This is a genomic window from Lentilactobacillus hilgardii, assembly GCF_009832765.1.
Classification (GTDB): Bacteria; Bacillota; Bacilli; order Lactobacillales; family Lactobacillaceae; genus Lentilactobacillus; species Lentilactobacillus hilgardii.
In genome coordinates, this window is record NZ_CP047121.1 from 245,864 (window position 1) to 262,070 (window position 16,207).

Genomic DNA, 16,207 nt, shown 5'->3' on the forward strand with positions numbered 1-16,207 from the left:
ATGGATAATCCTCCTTTAAACTTGACGGTAACGGCGCATTGAAAAAATGTTCAGGATCAAAAAGAGTGCGGCAAATCCAACTAAAATTCCTAATTTAGGTAGAATATCCATAAAAGTGACCCCCTTTTCAATGACATTGCTCATTGCACTTGCCCCGTAATAAAGCGGCATAATCCGTGCGATGGGCTGAAGCCAGTTGGCCATTTGATCAATCGGGATAATCCCTGAAAAGAAAATTTGAGGGATAACAACAACCGGAATGAATTGAACCATTTGAAATTCAGAGGAAGCAAATGTTGAAATAAACAAGCCCATTGCCAATGCCACAAATGCCAATAGGATATTGATTAAAAGGATATTCCAAACGCTCCCTAAAATTTGAATTTTGAAAGCCAGGATGGTGAATCCGACAATTAATAACGTTTGGATAAGTGCAAAGATACCATAACCGGCTAAATAACCACTAATGATTTCACCGCGTTTAATAGGGGTTGCCAATAGTCGGTTAAGTGTTCCTGTCGTCCTTTCCCGCAATAATGCGATTCCCGAAATCAGGAAAACAAAGAAGAACACAACGAAACCGATCATGATTGGTAAGAGTGTGTCAAAAAAGGTGGAGTCACTGCTGCCATAAAGGTAATGAGTATTGACAGAATAAGTTGTCGCTGATTTAGGCTTGCCTGCAGTTGTTAATGGTGTCTGTGTCTTTACTTGTCGTCTGGCTGCCGAGGGATTTTCTGAAGCCGCTGTTTTGGATGCTGCAGACAAAGACTTTTGCATTTGAGAAAGGGCCCTTTGTTGTGCTTTAATTGTCTTTTGTTGACCCTTAATAGCTGTTGCGGCAGCTTCCATCTTTAATTTGATTTGCGCTTTTTGAAGGCTCTGTTTTAAAATGGCACTTTTACTTTGATCACTATTTTGCAGGGTTAAAGTGATTTGATCACCTTTTTGTGAAATCAGCCCCGCGTAATCGTGATCACGAATAATCGTTTTGGCACTTTCTTTAGATGATACGTCATGAAAATGAACATGATCATTTTTAATTGCCTTGACTAATGTTGTATCAACGTTGCGAATACCCAGGGATGCTGTTTGATCAGTGTTGGATTGGAAAAGAAAGTACATTAATGTCAAAATCAATAGTGGTGCCAAAAACATTAATGCCAGTGTTCGTTTATCACGAAGCATCTCGGTTAATACCCGTTTAACCATTTTAACTGTGCGCATCTTGCTGCCTCCCTGCTTTTAAAAAGACGTCTTCTACTGTTTTTACCTGATAATCTTTAATCAGCTGATCCGGGGTTCCCTGGGCAATCGCGATGCCGTTTCGAATCATCATTAGTTGATCCGATTGCTCGGCATCCTCCATCACATGGGTAGTTAATAGGATCGTTTTACCTTCTTTGGCAATATTGTGAAGCTCGGCCCAAATTTGCTGACGTAATTCCGGGTCAATACCAACGGTTGGTTCATCGAGAATTAAGAGGTCTGGATTTGAAACCAATGCAATTGCTAACGATAATCGTCGTTTCATGCCACCGGAATAGTCCTTTACATATTTATCAAGATCCGGATTCAAGTTAACGATTCCAGCGGCATATGGAATTTGTTTTTTGAGATCGGCTGAACCTAATCCCTGCATGGCACCGAAAAATTTAAGGTTTTCTCGGGCTGTTAGGGCACTATATAGTGCATCGGTTTGAGCCATATAACCAATTTTGCCCAATAGTTTTCTGTTCGGCATCTTCTGACCCAAGACGGTGACCGTTCCTTCCTGCGGTCTCAACATCCCCATAATTGTGCTGACTAGCGTTGTTTTTCCGGCTCCACTGGGGCCGATCAGTCCAAGAATTTCACCATTATGAACAGTTAAATTGATATCTTCTAGAACAATGGTTTTACCGTAACCTTGTTTTAAATTTGAAACTTGAATGGTCGTTGCCATCGAAATCACCTCTCCTTTTTAATGAGTAAGTCCTCACTCATTAGTATAGCGATTTTATTAAAATATGCAAGTGTGATGTTAGTTTGTTGTGATTGGTCCGTTAGTTCCCAGCTTGTGTAGTCATCAACTTGGACTTGCTTTCACGAATTAAAACGGTTATGATAAATGCGTAAGTTATTCTAAGGAGTTTTTAATGATGAAAAGAACAAGCAAAACTCAGTTGAATACTTGTCGTTATTACTTTTGGTTTTTCCAGATCTGATCTGTGATAAGCCAAGAGATTTTCGTGATGGAAATTTAAAGGCCGCACAGATCAAGTGATTGACTGTGCGGGATAAAACCAATTAAGGTGGGTCCTTTCAGTCAATAGTGGCTGGGAGGACCTATTTTTTAGGAGGAAGTAAAAATGAGTAAATTATCAAGCAGGATGAATAAGCGGGTAGCGGCATTGACGCCATCCTCAATTTTGACATTCAACCAAAAAATTTCCAAAATTCCCGATATTGTGAAATTGACATTGGGCGAACCGGACTTTGATACGCCTGAACATGTAAAACAAGCTGCAATTGAGGCAATTAATGACAATGAGAGTCATTACACAAATTCCCGAGGTACCCTTGGATTGCGGAAAGCGGCGACTCATTACTTAGATAAAAAATATGGAGTAGAGTATGATCCCGAAACACAAATTTTAATAACTGCAGGTGCAACCGGAGCAATTTATTCGGCCCTGACGGCGATGCTGAATCCGGGAGATACAGTGATTATTCCGACACCGATTTTCCCACTCTATATCCCAATCGCAATGTTGGGTGGTGCAACACCGATTTTCGTTGATACTTCTGATAATGGGTTTATTTTGTCACCGGAAAAGCTTCAACAGGCGATTGAAGAAAATAAGGATACCGTTAAAGCGGTTATTTTGAATTATCCAACCAATCCAACAGGTGTCACCTATCATAAAGAAGACCTTCAAAAACTGGCTGATGTGATTTCCAAATACGATATTTTTGTACTTAGTGATGAAATTTACAGTGAATTAACCTATGATGGTACCCATGTATCAATGGGATCGATTTTACCGGAGCAGACACTTGTTATGAATGGTGTTTCGAAGTCTCACGCGATGACCGGATGGCGGATTGGTATGATCTGCGGACCAGCGGATGTGATTAACGAAATTGGTAAAGTAAGCGAATTTACCATTACATCCGCCACTACCAATGCTCAGGCAGCCGCCGAAGAAGCTTTCAAAAATGGTATGGATGACGCCGCTCCGATGAGAGCAGCGTATATAAAACGTCGTGATTTACTGATTGATGGGCTTTCAAAATCCGGTTTCTCGTGCCCTAATCCTAATGGTGCTTTTTATATCTTTGCAAAGATCCCAGATAGTTTGAATCAGAATAGTGTTGAATTTTGTAATCAATTAGCTGATGAAGCCAAGGTTGCTGTCATTCCGGGTGCTTCATTTGGACCTGGTGGTGAGGGCTATGTTCGAATCAGTTACGCTGCCAGTGAAGCAGATTTGAAGAAGGCGATTGAACGCATTCAAAAATTTGCCGAGCAGAAGGTTTAGGTATCGTTTTAGACGACAAATTACTATCATATCAAAAAGAAATCGAGGCAATTTAATACGATGAAGATCTTAATGTACACAGTTCGGCCGGATGAACAGGGACCAATTAATGAGTGGGCGAAGCAACATCCCGATTATCACATTGATACCAATACGGTTCCTTTAAATGCCGACACGGTAGATTTAGCTAAGGGATACGATGGGGTTGTCATTTTACAGCATGCTTCGATTCCGGATCCTATTGTTTATCAAAAGCTGCGGGAATTTGGCATTAAGCAATTGTCACTTCGCAGTACCGGTTATGAAATCATTGATTTAGCCGAAGCAACCAAGAATGGTTTGGCAGTGACAAATGTGCCGGGATATTCACCTCGTTCGGTCAGTGAGCTGGTCCTTGCGGATGTGATGTATTTGTTGCGCCACCTTGGGGAAGTTCGCGAACGTGAACAACATGGAGATTTCAGATGGACGAATACCGAAGCTAAAGAAATTCATACCTTAACGGTTGGCATTATTGGTGCTGGAAAAATTGGCAGCGCTGTGGCCAGAATATTTAGAGCATTGGGAGCTACAGTGATTGCGGCTGATCCAATCCATCGTCCGGATTTAAACGATACGTTGACATATGTTGATCATGAAACGGTTTATAAAACAGCGGATATTGTCACAATGCATACACCGTTAACTGATGAGACCCACCACATGATTAATGCAAAAGTCTTTAAGGAAATGAAGTCTACGGCTATCTTTATTAACGCATCACGGGGACCGGTTGTTAAGACAGAGGACTTAGTGAATGCACTGGATAACAAAGAGATTGCCGCTGCCGCGATTGACACGTTTGAAGGTGAAACGCCAATTGTGAACCATGATTTAACCGGAAAACCGATTCATAATGATAATTTGGAGAAATTATTGGCAATGCCAAATGTTAATGTGAGTCCTCACATTGGTTTTTATACGGAAGTTGCTGTTCAAAACATGGTTGAGATTACGTTGAATGATGTAGAGACAATTCTTCAAGGCAAGACGTCATTACATCAGGTTAATTAGAAGATTAATATCGTTTCACTGTTGTTAAGGTGAAGCGACTTTTTTTATCTTCTTTTCAGAAGATGAGCGGTATACTAAAGTTTAATAGGTTGATAGGAGCGTGATTTTATGCGAAGAACTGATCGTGAACTAACAGATATTGGTCAAATTAAATCAATTTTGGCAGATGCCGAGGTCATTCATTTAGGAATTAGAACGGATCGTTATCCATACGTTGTTCCAACCAATTATGGGTATGAGTTTGATACTAATAATCAATTGACATTGTATATCCATGGTGCGCCTGTTGGACATAAACGTGATCTGATTGCTGAGGACGGTCGTGTCGGGTTTGCGATTGACACTGATGGTCAAGTGTTAAATCCAAAGGATCCCGATCACGATACGCCAAGCTTTAAATATAGAAGTGTCATGGGTTATGGGGATGCTAAGCTGGTTGATGACTTGGATCAGAAGCGTTATGCCCTGCAACGGATTGCGTTACATGAGGTTGGTCATGAATGGGCTAACCTGCCTGATGCTGCAGTTGAACATGTTGGCATTATCCAAATTACGGTCAATCAATTTACCGCTAAGGCAAATCCTGGGGATAGTCAAAAGTATGTTCAGAAGTAGGATTGCTGATTGTATAAACCGGGTACGCGATTTATGATGATGGTAGCGGTAACAACTATTTTTATGATTTGGGGATGAAATTATGTTCTTTATTGATACATCACGTCATGGCCAACCGGTTTATGATCCAGTTGTAAATCAATCACTTGATAATTATTTGGTGAACGACCTGAAGCTTCCCGGACACGGGTTAATCATGTATGTTAATCAGCCGGCAGTTATTGTTGGCGTTAACCAAAACGCCTATGCCGAGGTGAATATGCCGTATTTAAAAGAAAAGGGCATTAAACTTGTTCGGCGGACATCCGGCGGTGGTGCCGTTTATCATGACTACGGCAATATTATTTTTGAAAACATTGTCATTAATGATGACACTCATTTTGGCGATTTTAACTATTTTGCGCAACCGATTATCGATGCACTGCATGATATGGGGGCCAAAGATGCTCAATTGCGTGGCCGTAATGATATGGTCATCGGTAACAGTAAATTTTCCGGTATGACGATGTTTAAAGTCGGTCAATCGTATGCGGCTGGCGGAACACTGATGTTTGATTTGGATATGGACGTTGCCACCAAGGTGTTAACGCCTGAGAAAGACAAACTAGCATCAAAAGGGGTAAAGTCGGTTCATAGTCGGGTGACAAATGTGAAGCCTTATTTGGATCCACAGTATCAAAAAATGGATATCGAGGCCTTCAAAGAGGTACTTTTACGACACCTATTCAAGGCGAATTCCCTTGATGATATTGATACTTATCATTTAAATGATCATGATTGGTCAATTATCGACGACCGCTTAAAGGGCAAATACGATACAGATGAATGGAATTATGGCCAAAATCCGGGGTTTGATTACTATGTTTCCAAGCATTATGATATTGGCACAGTTAGTTTTAATTTTTCCCTTTCGCAGGACAATCGAATCTCTGCTATTAAAATTTATGGAGATTTTATTACCGGGGGCAATATTAGCCTGATTGAAAAAGCTTTGGCGAGAACCGAATTAACTCAAAAGGCATTGGTAAGGGCACTTGATTCCGTTGATTTAAAAGCAAATTTAGGCGATATCCAAGCCGATACTTTGGCTGATTTATTAATGGAAAAAACACGTACAAAATAACTTTAATAATTTCATTTACAAAAGAGCCCGCAGGCTGACTGTCTGCGAGTTCTTTTCTTTGGTTTTGATATTTAAACGTGTCATACTAAATTGCATGATTAAAAGTGGTACTCAAGCTAAATGATTGAAATGATCAAATAAACTCGATATAATTCATAAAGTTAGGTACCTAAATACATGAAAATGTTTCATTTGAATAGGGGGCATGGGATGATGCAGCAAACTCAAACCCAAAATAAAGCAGCAAATAAAGCAACGGAAGATGAGAACCAAAGCAATGTTACGATGGCCGGGATGTTTAAATTTGTTTTCGGAACCGTTCTAAAACGACCATGGGTGTTGGTATTGAACGTCGTTGTATTGACGATCCTCTCTTTAATGGATTTCCTGCTACCACAGTTTAACCAGTACATTATCGACCATGTGATTCCAAACAAGAGTGTGTCCCAATTGATTGTCGTTGTGGGGTTACTACTGTTAACAGTTACTATTTCCGGGATCTTTACGTATCTTTCAACCTATTGGATGGGCGTAATGAGTCAGGGCGCTATCACTAATTTAAGAAATCAGTTGTATCGTTACCTGATACGGTTGGATACGCACTTCTTTGAATCCAGTAAAACAGGTGACCTGATGGTGCGGTTAACGTCAGATATTAATAACCTGCAAAATCTGATTTCGCCAAATATGCTTTCTTTAATTGGTAGTTTGTTTACGTTTGTCGGGGTATTGGTTTTCGTGTATTTTGTGAATTGGGAAATGGCTTTGGCAGTCAGCTTAACATTTCCGTTTATTTTCCTGGTTGTCAGAATTTTTCGAACCCGGATTAGGGAATCTTACCGTAAAGCCCGTCAATCTCAAGCTTTGATGACTAACCAATTACAGAATACGCTGACTGAGATTCAATTAATTAAAAGCTACACAACCGAAGATCTGGAAACCAATCGTTTTGATAAGTTAGCCAATATGAACAAGGACAATATTATTGAAGCGACTCGTAACCAAGCAATTTTTTCGCCGTTGATTAATTTTATTGAATACTTGGGAACTGCCATTGTATTATTGCTGGGAACAATTTTTGTTTTCAAAAAGCAGTTAACACTTGGTGAACTGGTGGCTTATCTGAGCTATGTTGGTATTTTACAAAGTCCGATCAGTTCGTTTTCAAGATTACTTAATCAATTCCAACAATCATTAGTTTCTTATGGGCGGATTATGGATATTATGGCGTTAAAGCCGCAAATTTTGGATGCGCCAAGTGCAGTAGATTTTCCAAAAATTAAAACGGGCGTGGTATTTGACCATGTCACATTCACTTATGATGTAGATGATCCCGAAGCGTCCCATAAGCCGGCGATTCGAGATGTCAGTTTTGATATTCCATTTGGCGAACAGACAGCGTTAGTGGGCCATTCTGGAGCCGGGAAATCGACGATCACCGAACTTTTGGATCGCTTGTATGACATTGACAATGGTCAGATCACCTTTGATGGGGTTTCGATTAAGGATATCAAGTTACGGTCGTTACGGCAAAATATTGCGATTGTATCTCAAGACATTTTTATTATTGATGGTACGATTGCAGATAATATTAAATACGGAACGCCCGGTGCTACGCAGGATCAATTATGGGAAGTTGCCAAATTGGCGGATATCGATGCCTTTATTAAAGGGCTGCCGGACCAAATGAAAACCCAGGTTGGTGAACGGGGGATTAAACTTTCCGGTGGTCAAAAGCAACGGATTGCCATTGCCCGAGCCCTATTAAAGGATGCCCAAATTGTCGTGCTTGATGAAGCAACCGCTTCTTTAGACAATGAATCTGAAAAAACAATCCAACATGCATTGGAAAATCTGATGGAACAGCGAACGTCACTGGTTATCGCTCATCGGTTATCGACGATTCATAATGCTGATCAGATTTTGGTCGTTGATGATGGTGAAATTGTTGAACGCGGAAATCATACGAGTTTAATGGCTCAAGATGGTTACTACAAACAATTATACGAAGCACAATTTGAATAGCGTAAACAAAAAAAGGGGGGATCATGACAAAAATAATTGTCTGATCTCCCTTTTTGGTTGGTCAATATTAATATGAATGGTTGGAAGTCAACACTTCGGGAACGTGGTTCAAAAGCAGGTTTGCAATGCCATCCTTACCATCATAAGCAATTCCTTCAAATTCACGTTTAGGGCTAAATTCATTCCATTGAAAACTATGATTGGTTAAATGTCCGAGCCCCTTTAACTTGTTTTTAGGGAAACTTGCGATCGAGGCATCCGATATCATTAGTAGCCGCTTTCGGGTTGAATTGTAAGCCATACTTTGAATTCGGGTTCCGGGCAAATGGCGCAACTTCTGTTTGGTTAGTTTGAACTTGACGGATTTGTGATGAATTTTCCCTTTAAAAATATAGGCACACCAGCCGGGAAATGACCAAAAATAAGCGTTACCGTTTTTATCGAAGGTTAGGTTATGCCCACCCGGCACGCTCAGTCCACGGTTTCTTAAACGAAAGCGAATGGCATGATCTGGACGCAGCCTTTTTACATTGATGTGTTGAATATACCCCCAATTGTTGACAGGAACTCGTGGCGCTTTTTCTTTATCACGCCACATATACATACCATGGCTTTTCCAATTATAAGCGAGTGATTGACCATGTCCGGTAGTAAATAGTGGGCCGACCTTAATCGTTTTATGAATCTGTTTTTGAATAAATGAGTAGTGACCATCCTTTTTAACATAGGCGTCCCGCAATTCATTTGGATGTAATCGGACGCCGAGCAAGTCTAATTCCTGAGTATTAAAGCGAACAATTCTCCCTTTATTATGTAATGACGTGGGGCAGTAAACAACATACATATATTTTTTACCCGTCATGGCGATTGATTGTGGATTTCCCCAATGCTGGCCGTCTTTACCCGGAAATGGCAATACATATCGAGTTGTGAAGGTAACGGGTTTTCCTTTAACGGATTTAATAGTGTGACGCTTGGTTGCGGCCGCTGCATGATGATAGTGTTTTGGAACATGGATATAATGTACCTTCGAATTATTCAGGTAACGCATGTGATGACGATGATAAATCAAACCGGAAGAGCGTTGATGATAGACAACAAATTTTGCGTTTATGGTTGTTGGCCGACATGCAAAGAAAACAGATAACCCCAAAACAAAGAAAAAACATTTTAACAATTTCATAGAGATATGCCCCCTCAGGCATTAATAAAAATAAGTGAACTATTTTATACTAGTATATCTTTATGGAAAAGTAAATTTTATGTAATGGATATTACAAAAAAACGACCAACTCATGCCTTTCGGTGGTTGATCGTCATACCAATGATGATTACTGTTGGTTTATTGCTTTTGAAAGTTCTGCCTCAATTGCTTCTGGTTTTGTAATCGGTGCGTAACGATGAATGAGTTTTCCATCACGGCCAATTAAGAATTTTGTGTAATTCCACTTGATCTTACCGTGACCGGATGTTTCTTTCAAATAGGTGAATAGTGGATCTTCATCATCGCCATTTACAGCGACTCGTTTAGTCATTGGAAAAGTAACGCCGTAATGCAGTTGACAATATTCTTCGGTTTTTTCGTCGCTTTCAAGTTCCTGATGGAATTGATTTGACGGCAGGCCCAAAACAACTAAGCCCTGTTCTTGATATTTTTTATACAAATCTTCCAAGCCTTCTAATTGTGGTGCAAGGCCACACTTGCTGGCTGTATTAACAATTAGCAGTACTTTTCCTTGGTAATCTTTTAAATTAAGTGGTTTCCCGCTCATTTCCGTTTCAGAAAAATCATAAATTGTTGCCAAAACTCATCACTCCTTATGGCTGATTTGATGTTATATAAATTGTACGCTATTAATTAATGGCAAACAAGAAACGGCTTTGAGAAATGAACGCCTTATATTCCGGGTGCTAACCGCTTTGATCCGCACACTATTCGTTTGATTTCAACGCTTCTACCATGTCTACCCGCTTAAGGTGGCGGTGGGCGACCATGATCACAATGAGGTTAAACAGAATCATTAGAATGGTTGCCACAAAATACCATTGAATATGGATGGTTAACGGAAAGACAACGGTTGGCGTTTCTGCCTGATAGAGGACGTATGCTGTTAATAGGTTTCCAAAGCCAAAGCCAACGATAATTCCGATAATTGCCAATACAATATTTTCCCTGGCGATGTACATTGTTACTTCACGATCAAAGAAACCGAGAACCTTAATAGTTGATAGTTCGCGAATCCGTTCCGAAATGTTGATGTTAGTCAGGTTGTAAAGAACCACAAATGATAGGATTCCGGATAACAGGATGAAAATTAAAACGACCGGAGTCATTTGTTGGGACATATTGCTGACGGTCTTTTTCTGATCGGCAGTAAAGTTAACACCTAAAACGTGTGGATTGTCAGCAAGCCATTTTTTACCCAAGTTGGTCCGCTGACTGCTGGTTGTTCCCTGTAATCTGACAAAGAGAGTTTTAGCGATTGCTTTTTTATGAAAAGCATTTTGATAAGCTTGCGGTGAAAGGTACATAAAGTGGCCGATATAGTTTTTAGTGACCGCTGCTACTTTGATTGACACAGCTTTTCCATTGCCGAAAACGATCTTAATTTTATCGCCTTTTTTAATCGCTAGGGTTTTAGCGATTTTTTGAGAAATAATAATGCCCTTGGAAGGGAAACGGAGCTTATTTCCTGAGCTGGTACTATTTAAATGCACGTAACGACCAAAGAATTCGGGCTTACTGGGGACATACATATTAACGTCGTTTAATTGGTTGTGTGTTGACCTGACTTTCACAACAGAGGTGCCAACCGGTGTACTGCTTTGATAATGAGAATTATTTTGAATAGTATGCTTAACATTTGATAATTGATCTTTGTGAGTTGCCTGCACAATAGCCTGATAATGAATCACTTGGTTGAATTGAAGGTGACCTGAAGCGCCAATTGAATCCGAAATGCCAAATCCCGTTAGGATCAGCGCCGTACCACCGGCAATTCCAAGAATAGTCATGATAGCTCTGGATTTAAAACGAAACAGATTTCTATAACTGACTTTCTGGTAAAATTTCAGTTTGGACCATAACCAGGTAAAATGTTCCAGCCAAATGCTTTTGGCAGTCCTGGGGGATTTTGGTCGCATAAGCGAAGCAGGGACCTCGTTAACCTGTTTCAAAATTACATATAGTGCTGCACCAACCGTTGCGACCAATGAAAAGATAGCTGCTAAGAGGATTTGGAACCATTGATAATGAATCACCGGAATGTGGAAAATATATTCTGAGTAAATTGAAATCACAAACCGAGGTAGAAACTGGTTTCCGATAAAACTGCCCAAGATAACGCCAAGTATGCCTGCAAGTAATGCGTAGGCGACATAGTTCCTGGCGATTGAAGCATTAGAAAATCCCAGTGCTTTGAAAGTTCCAATTTGCATTCTTGCTTCCTCAACCATTCGGGTAACAGTTGTAAAGGTAATAAGTGCTGCTAAAAGGAAAAAGAATACGGGGAAGACATTTGCAATTGCCGCGATTCGATCTGCACTTTCCCCATATGCTGAGAAGCCAGCCAAATCTTCTCTTGTTGACCATGTATAAGTTGGGGTTGCAGTCTTGGACAGGTCGTTTTTAGCGTTTATCAGCTTCTGTCTTTCCAAATCTAATTTTTGTTGTTGGGCTGTAAGTGCAGCTGTTGTTTTAATGCGTCCCTGGGAACGAGAGGAAAGCCTGCGTTTAGCTGAAGTTATTTTCTTTTGAGCAGTAGCCAACCTTTCTTGAGCAGGTAATAGCTCCTTTTCCCCCACAGACATTATTTCAGCTTTTCGCTCAGATGTTCGTGATTTAAAAGCAGATTTTAAACGTACGACCTTTTGATTTACAGCATGTTTATATCGGCTTGTGAAACTTCCAAGGCTTTGAAGAGAAGAAAACCTCACGTTAATGGCCGTTGCGACAGGTAAGTTCATTTGGCTGCTTGGGATATAGGCAAAATAGGCGACTTGGCCGGTCCCAATATTGGTTGCACCACGGGTCGTATTATCAATGTATTGAGGCGAATTTGCGAAGCCGACAATCTTGTAATTTTGCTGTTTTAAGTTTGCACTTTTTTTGAATGTATAGGTATTCCCTAATTTATAATGATTTAAACGCTGTGCACGTTGATCCAAAACAATGTCATTTTTTGTTTTTGGCAGGTGTCCACTGACCAGCTTGAGTTGGTTTAATCCATGATTTTGACTAAAACCATAAAGTGCGACTGCGTCTTTATGACGTCCTCCAAGAACGTACTTGAATTTGATTTTTTCAGCTTTGGCCCCAGCAACTTTTTCGGCAGTTTGAACGTCTTTATTGGTAAAACCTTTATCGGATATCACTTGAACATCGCTTAATTGTTGTTTATGAAGAACCGTTTCAGCTGAGTCAATCAGTGCCGGCCCCGTTGCTTTGACCCCGACAAAAATCAAAACGCCCAGCAGGATAATGAGTGAAATCGCAATGAAGCGCCCCATGGATTGGCGAATATCTCGCCATAAAAGTTTGTGCATGATGTCACCTCCTACCACTCAATGTCTGAAACCGGTGTTGGCTTGGCATTGTCAATGACTGAGCGGACTTTAGCATCATTAATATGGATGATCCGGTCTGCTATTTTGGCAATTTCCGAGTTATGCGTAATGATGATAACGGTTTTATGAAAAGTTCTGCTGGCGTCGCTTAGCAATTGCAAGACTTGTTTTCCGGTGGTGTAGTCCAACGCACCTGTCGGTTCATCACACAATAACAGTTTTGGGTTTTTGGCTAATGCTCTGGCAATTGCGACCCGTTGCTGTTCACCCCCTGATAGCTGAGAAGGGAAGTTATCAAGGCGTGCGCTCAGTCCGACTTCATTAAGAACATTAACGGGATCCAGTCCATCTTTAACGATTGAAGTTGCCAGTTCGACGTTTTCTTTGGTGGATAGATTTGGAATGAGATTATAGAATTGGAAAATGAATCCCACATCGTCACGTCGGTATTGCGTTAATTGGTGGTCATTAAATTGAGCGATATCTGTGCCGTCAACCAGGATTTTGCCACTGGTTGGGCTGTCCATGCCGCCCAGAATATTCAAAACGGTTGATTTCCCAGCACCGCTTGGCCCCAGAATAACGGCAAGCGAGCCTTCATTGACTTGAAAACTGATGTTGTTATTGGCCACAATCTCAGTATCGCCCATTTGATATTTTTTGAATTCGTTTTTTACATCAATATATGCCATGTTAAAGTCCCCTTTAGCTCATTAACTGAACACATTGTTCCATTGATACTAGTATGATAGTTTGGAGTAGGAATCGCAATCATCAACTAAAAGCGAAATGTTGTCAAATACGCATCGGTGATCAACATTATTTCAGAATGGCTTTTTAATGGAAAAAGTGTAACGGCACAGCAGGTTGCAAAAATAACTGAAAACAGTGTTTCTTACTAAAAACAATCAATTTTTTGTGGGTTCGATGCCACTTGGGGTTAAAATCAGGTTAGTACTTAATGGGGGTTAGGCTTAAAACATTAGGCACTGAATCTAACAGGATAAAAGTGTGTTCAAACCGGACACTTTTATCCGAATCTGGAGGGAATAGTTGTGAAAGTTAAACAGTTATTATTGGGGACAGTTGCAGGAATTGGACTAGTCGGATCTGGCATGGGGATTGCCAGTGCTGCAACTTATATTCAACGAAGTAATGCATTGATTCAGTATTCAAGCAGTAGTTTGCGAACCGTGAATAATAGTCATGTTCATTTTGTCAAAGCCAACTCGAATTATGCTTGGTCAAAGAATCCAAGTGGTGCTGATACAATAAAGAGCGCTAGCGGTACAAAGTGGGCGTTTGAAACCAAGTACCTGCTGCCAACGACACATGCAGCACTCGGTAAATCCAGTCATGATATGACAAATCCACAAGCAGCAACCTATGCGGGAAAATACTTATTTGTACTTTATGCACCGCATAATACTGTCGGAAGGGGATTTGTTGTTCGCTATGATACGAATGAACTGAATAAGATGAGTTTCAATGCGACACAAAATGCATTATTGACGAAGCGTCCGTCGGGTATTAAGGTTGGCCCACAATTTACGGTTGGACATGGTCAATCGTTGGCATATGATCAAAAGCATCATTCATTGTGGATGTGGCGTGACCGAGCAGATATGAAGTCAACGGCGACTTCCACCATTCAAAAAATCAGTTCATCAAAATTGAAACCCGACAAGGCCATTAAGTTTTCAATGAACAATCGTGGTGCAATGGTACCAGCTGGGCATAATCTAACCTTTGATCGTTCCGGTCATGCTTATTGGTGGGGCATTTCCGGTGGTAAAGTTAAAATTTATCGTGGAGTATTTGGCAAACGAACGGTTAAGGTATCATTGACCAAGCAATTGTTGGCAAAACGAACCGGCACGCATGAGCAGGCGATGGGATACAATCCACATAATGGTCGGCTGTACCTGGTTTCTGATGATTCAATCCAGACATTGCCGGCACGTAAGACATATGGTCGTGGCAGTTTGAAACCCGGTGATATTAAATACACCAGATTTCATTCGGGACGGGAATTTGAGAGTATGACATTTGATAAATCAGGTCACGCCATGCTTTTGACCAATCGAAATCCGGAATTGATGCGGTCGACAAGTCGGTATTAATCATCAGATTTTTATTTGTGGTCTGAAATGGTATCATTAAATTCATCAACAACTAATACGGAGATGGATTATTTGGAACTTTCAGATCATACAAACTGGTTAATCGATTTTTATGAACAGCGGAATTGGTACCAATATTCACCATTTATCAGATTAAACTTTTTGACAGAAGAAGTAGGGGAGTTATCCAGAGCCATTCGGGCTATTGAAATTGGTCGGGATCATCCCGGTGAGAAGGTCAAATCAAAGCCTGAGTTGCGAGATAATTTGGTGGAAGAGTTGGCTGATACGATGGATCAGGTACTGATTTTGTGTGGCAAATTCGATGTTGATCCCGAAAAGTTGATGATGGCCAGTGAAAAAAAGCTGAGAAGTCGATTTCAAAAAGATTAAAAAGGACCAAGGGATACCGTCAATTAGTATTTTTACTGACGGTATCCCTTGGCCTTTTGTGTATCTTAATTTTTTGAGGAAACTTTAAAATTGTTTGAAGTAGACAATAACGGGATAATTAAATTTAAAGCAAAATGTCAGTTATTAAAGAATGGTCCGTTTTTAAAAAATTGAGACTCTAATTGTTGACACCGTGTCACCTACCTGCTATACTCATTTTAATCAATAAATGACACGGTGTCACAATTGGAGGGGATAAAGGATGGTATCAACAACCTTTCTTAATTTGAATAATGAAAAGAAGACGCGAATTCAAAAAGCTTTAATTGACGAGTTTTCAAGTAAACCACTGGCAGAAGCCGAGGTCGCTCCGATTGTAAAGCAGGCGGGAATCGCCCGGGGCGCTTTTTATAAGTACTTTGATGATCTAAGGGATGCCTATCAATATATTTATGAGTTGGCAATGAAGAGTATTCATGGCCGAATCGATCGGGAGGTTGCCGATAATCGTTTTGAACCGGATTTTTATGTTAACCAAGTGACATCGTTTGTTGACGGGGTTTGTCAAAGCGATTATCGTAACTTGGTTAAAATGCATTTGAGGCGAAATGAGTCTCTTATTGACGATCAATTTGACGATGTTCATTTGCAGGGCCGACAATGGGCCGCAATGGTTTTGAGTCATCAGGTTATCAAACAAATATTGTTGAATCCAAAAGAAAAAGATGTGCTGGTTAAACGGCTGCAGGATGTATTGACACAACTGGCACGCGAAAGGAGTTAAT

At 40.4% G+C, this 16,207-nt stretch carries 14 protein-coding genes; 8 read left to right on the top strand and 6 right to left on the bottom strand.

Annotated features, from left to right (window positions below; translation table 11 throughout):
• Positions 1-15: 15 nt before the first annotated feature.
• Both GQR93_RS01150 and GQR93_RS01155 read right to left on the bottom strand, forming a co-directional pair.
• On the bottom strand, positions 16-1,227 hold the full coding sequence (locus GQR93_RS01150) for an ABC transporter permease (RefSeq protein ID WP_003551485.1): 1,212 nt from the start codon (positions 1,225-1,227) through the stop codon (positions 16-18).
• A complete protein-coding gene (locus tag GQR93_RS01155; RefSeq protein ID WP_375711584.1) occupies positions 1,214-1,951 on the bottom strand; it encodes an ABC transporter ATP-binding protein in 738 nt (245 codons plus the stop codon). The genes GQR93_RS01150 and GQR93_RS01155 overlap by 14 nt, the downstream gene beginning before the upstream one ends.
• A gap of 400 nt (positions 1,952-2,351) precedes the next feature.
• Between GQR93_RS01155 and GQR93_RS01160 the strand changes: the two genes are divergently transcribed.
• The 5 genes from GQR93_RS01160 (at position 2,352) to GQR93_RS01180 (ending at position 8,340) form a co-directional block, all read left to right on the top strand.
• A complete protein-coding gene (locus GQR93_RS01160; RefSeq protein WP_035444229.1) occupies positions 2,352-3,524 on the top strand; it encodes an aminotransferase class I/II-fold pyridoxal phosphate-dependent enzyme in 1,173 nt (390 codons plus the stop codon).
• Positions 3,525-3,584: 60 nt separating this feature from the next.
• Complete coding sequence (locus GQR93_RS01165; RefSeq protein ID WP_003551491.1) at positions 3,585-4,577, top strand: D-2-hydroxyacid dehydrogenase; 993 nt, start codon at positions 3,585-3,587, stop codon at positions 4,575-4,577.
• Between the two features lie 108 nt (positions 4,578-4,685).
• Positions 4,686-5,192, top strand: a complete 507-nt coding sequence (locus GQR93_RS01170) for a pyridoxamine 5'-phosphate oxidase family protein (RefSeq protein WP_003551492.1) — start codon at positions 4,686-4,688, stop codon at positions 5,190-5,192.
• Positions 5,193-5,274: 82 nt separating this feature from the next.
• Positions 5,275-6,315, top strand: coding sequence for a lipoate--protein ligase (locus GQR93_RS01175; RefSeq protein WP_003551496.1), 1,041 nt, complete (start codon positions 5,275-5,277; stop codon positions 6,313-6,315).
• A gap of 177 nt (positions 6,316-6,492) precedes the next feature.
• Positions 6,493-8,340, top strand: a complete 1,848-nt coding sequence (locus tag GQR93_RS01180) for an ABC transporter ATP-binding protein (protein ID WP_003551498.1) — start codon at positions 6,493-6,495, stop codon at positions 8,338-8,340.
• 67 nt (positions 8,341-8,407) lie between these two features.
• Here the strand turns inward: GQR93_RS01180 and GQR93_RS01185 are convergent, their stop codons facing one another.
• The 4 genes from GQR93_RS01185 to GQR93_RS01200 form a co-directional block, all read right to left on the bottom strand.
• A complete protein-coding gene (locus GQR93_RS01185; RefSeq protein WP_159298619.1) occupies positions 8,408-9,523 on the bottom strand; it encodes a hypothetical protein in 1,116 nt (371 codons plus the stop codon).
• A gap of 148 nt (positions 9,524-9,671) precedes the next feature.
• Entirely contained in the window at positions 9,672-10,145 is a 474-nt protein-coding gene (locus tag GQR93_RS01190) for a glutathione peroxidase (protein ID WP_003551502.1), read from the bottom strand.
• A gap of 127 nt (positions 10,146-10,272) precedes the next feature.
• Positions 10,273-12,885 (bottom strand): ABC transporter permease, encoded by a 2,613-nt coding sequence (locus tag GQR93_RS01195; protein ID WP_035444232.1) that lies wholly within the window; start codon positions 12,883-12,885, stop codon positions 10,273-10,275.
• Between the two features lie 11 nt (positions 12,886-12,896).
• Entirely contained in the window at positions 12,897-13,598 is a 702-nt protein-coding gene (locus GQR93_RS01200) for an ABC transporter ATP-binding protein (protein WP_003551504.1), read from the bottom strand.
• 363 nt (positions 13,599-13,961) lie between these two features.
• Here GQR93_RS01200 and GQR93_RS01205 point away from each other — a divergent pair, with 363 nt between their 5' ends.
• From GQR93_RS01205 to GQR93_RS01215, 3 genes are all read left to right on the top strand, one after another.
• Positions 13,962-15,029, top strand: a complete 1,068-nt coding sequence (locus GQR93_RS01205; RefSeq protein ID WP_003551510.1) for a hypothetical protein — start codon at positions 13,962-13,964, stop codon at positions 15,027-15,029.
• A gap of 63 nt (positions 15,030-15,092) precedes the next feature.
• On the top strand, positions 15,093-15,422 hold the full coding sequence (locus GQR93_RS01210; protein WP_003551512.1) for a MazG nucleotide pyrophosphohydrolase domain-containing protein: 330 nt from the start codon (positions 15,093-15,095) through the stop codon (positions 15,420-15,422).
• A gap of 262 nt (positions 15,423-15,684) precedes the next feature.
• Positions 15,685-16,206 (top strand): TetR/AcrR family transcriptional regulator, encoded by a 522-nt coding sequence (locus tag GQR93_RS01215; RefSeq protein ID WP_003551514.1) that lies wholly within the window; start codon positions 15,685-15,687, stop codon positions 16,204-16,206.
• The last annotated feature ends 1 nt before the right edge of the window (position 16,207 follow it).

What these genes read in the sequence shown, in the direction of transcription:
- GQR93_RS01150 (WP_003551485.1), bottom strand. Translation starts at nt 1,227, where the DNA reads ATGCGCACAGTTAAAATGGTTAAACGGGTATTAACCGAGATGCTTCGT.
- GQR93_RS01160 (WP_035444229.1), top strand. Translation starts at nt 2,352, where the DNA reads ATGAGTAAATTATCAAGCAGGATGAATAAGCGGGTAGCGGCATTGACG.
- GQR93_RS01165 (WP_003551491.1), top strand. Translation starts at nt 3,585, where the DNA reads ATGAAGATCTTAATGTACACAGTTCGGCCGGATGAACAGGGACCAATT.
- GQR93_RS01170 (WP_003551492.1), top strand. Translation starts at nt 4,686, where the DNA reads ATGCGAAGAACTGATCGTGAACTAACAGATATTGGTCAAATTAAATCA.
- GQR93_RS01175 (WP_003551496.1), top strand. Translation starts at nt 5,275, where the DNA reads ATGTTCTTTATTGATACATCACGTCATGGCCAACCGGTTTATGATCCA.
- GQR93_RS01180 (WP_003551498.1), top strand. Translation starts at nt 6,493, where the DNA reads ATGAAAATGTTTCATTTGAATAGGGGGCATGGGATGATGCAGCAAACT.
- GQR93_RS01185 (WP_159298619.1), bottom strand. Translation starts at nt 9,523, where the DNA reads ATGAAATTGTTAAAATGTTTTTTCTTTGTTTTGGGGTTATCTGTTTTC.
- GQR93_RS01195 (WP_035444232.1), bottom strand. Translation starts at nt 12,885, where the DNA reads ATGCACAAACTTTTATGGCGAGATATTCGCCAATCCATGGGGCGCTTC.
- GQR93_RS01200 (WP_003551504.1), bottom strand. Translation starts at nt 13,598, where the DNA reads ATGGCATATATTGATGTAAAAAACGAATTCAAAAAATATCAAATGGGC.
- GQR93_RS01210 (WP_003551512.1), top strand. Translation starts at nt 15,093, where the DNA reads ATGGATTATTTGGAACTTTCAGATCATACAAACTGGTTAATCGATTTT.
- GQR93_RS01215 (WP_003551514.1), top strand. Translation starts at nt 15,685, where the DNA reads ATGGTATCAACAACCTTTCTTAATTTGAATAATGAAAAGAAGACGCGA.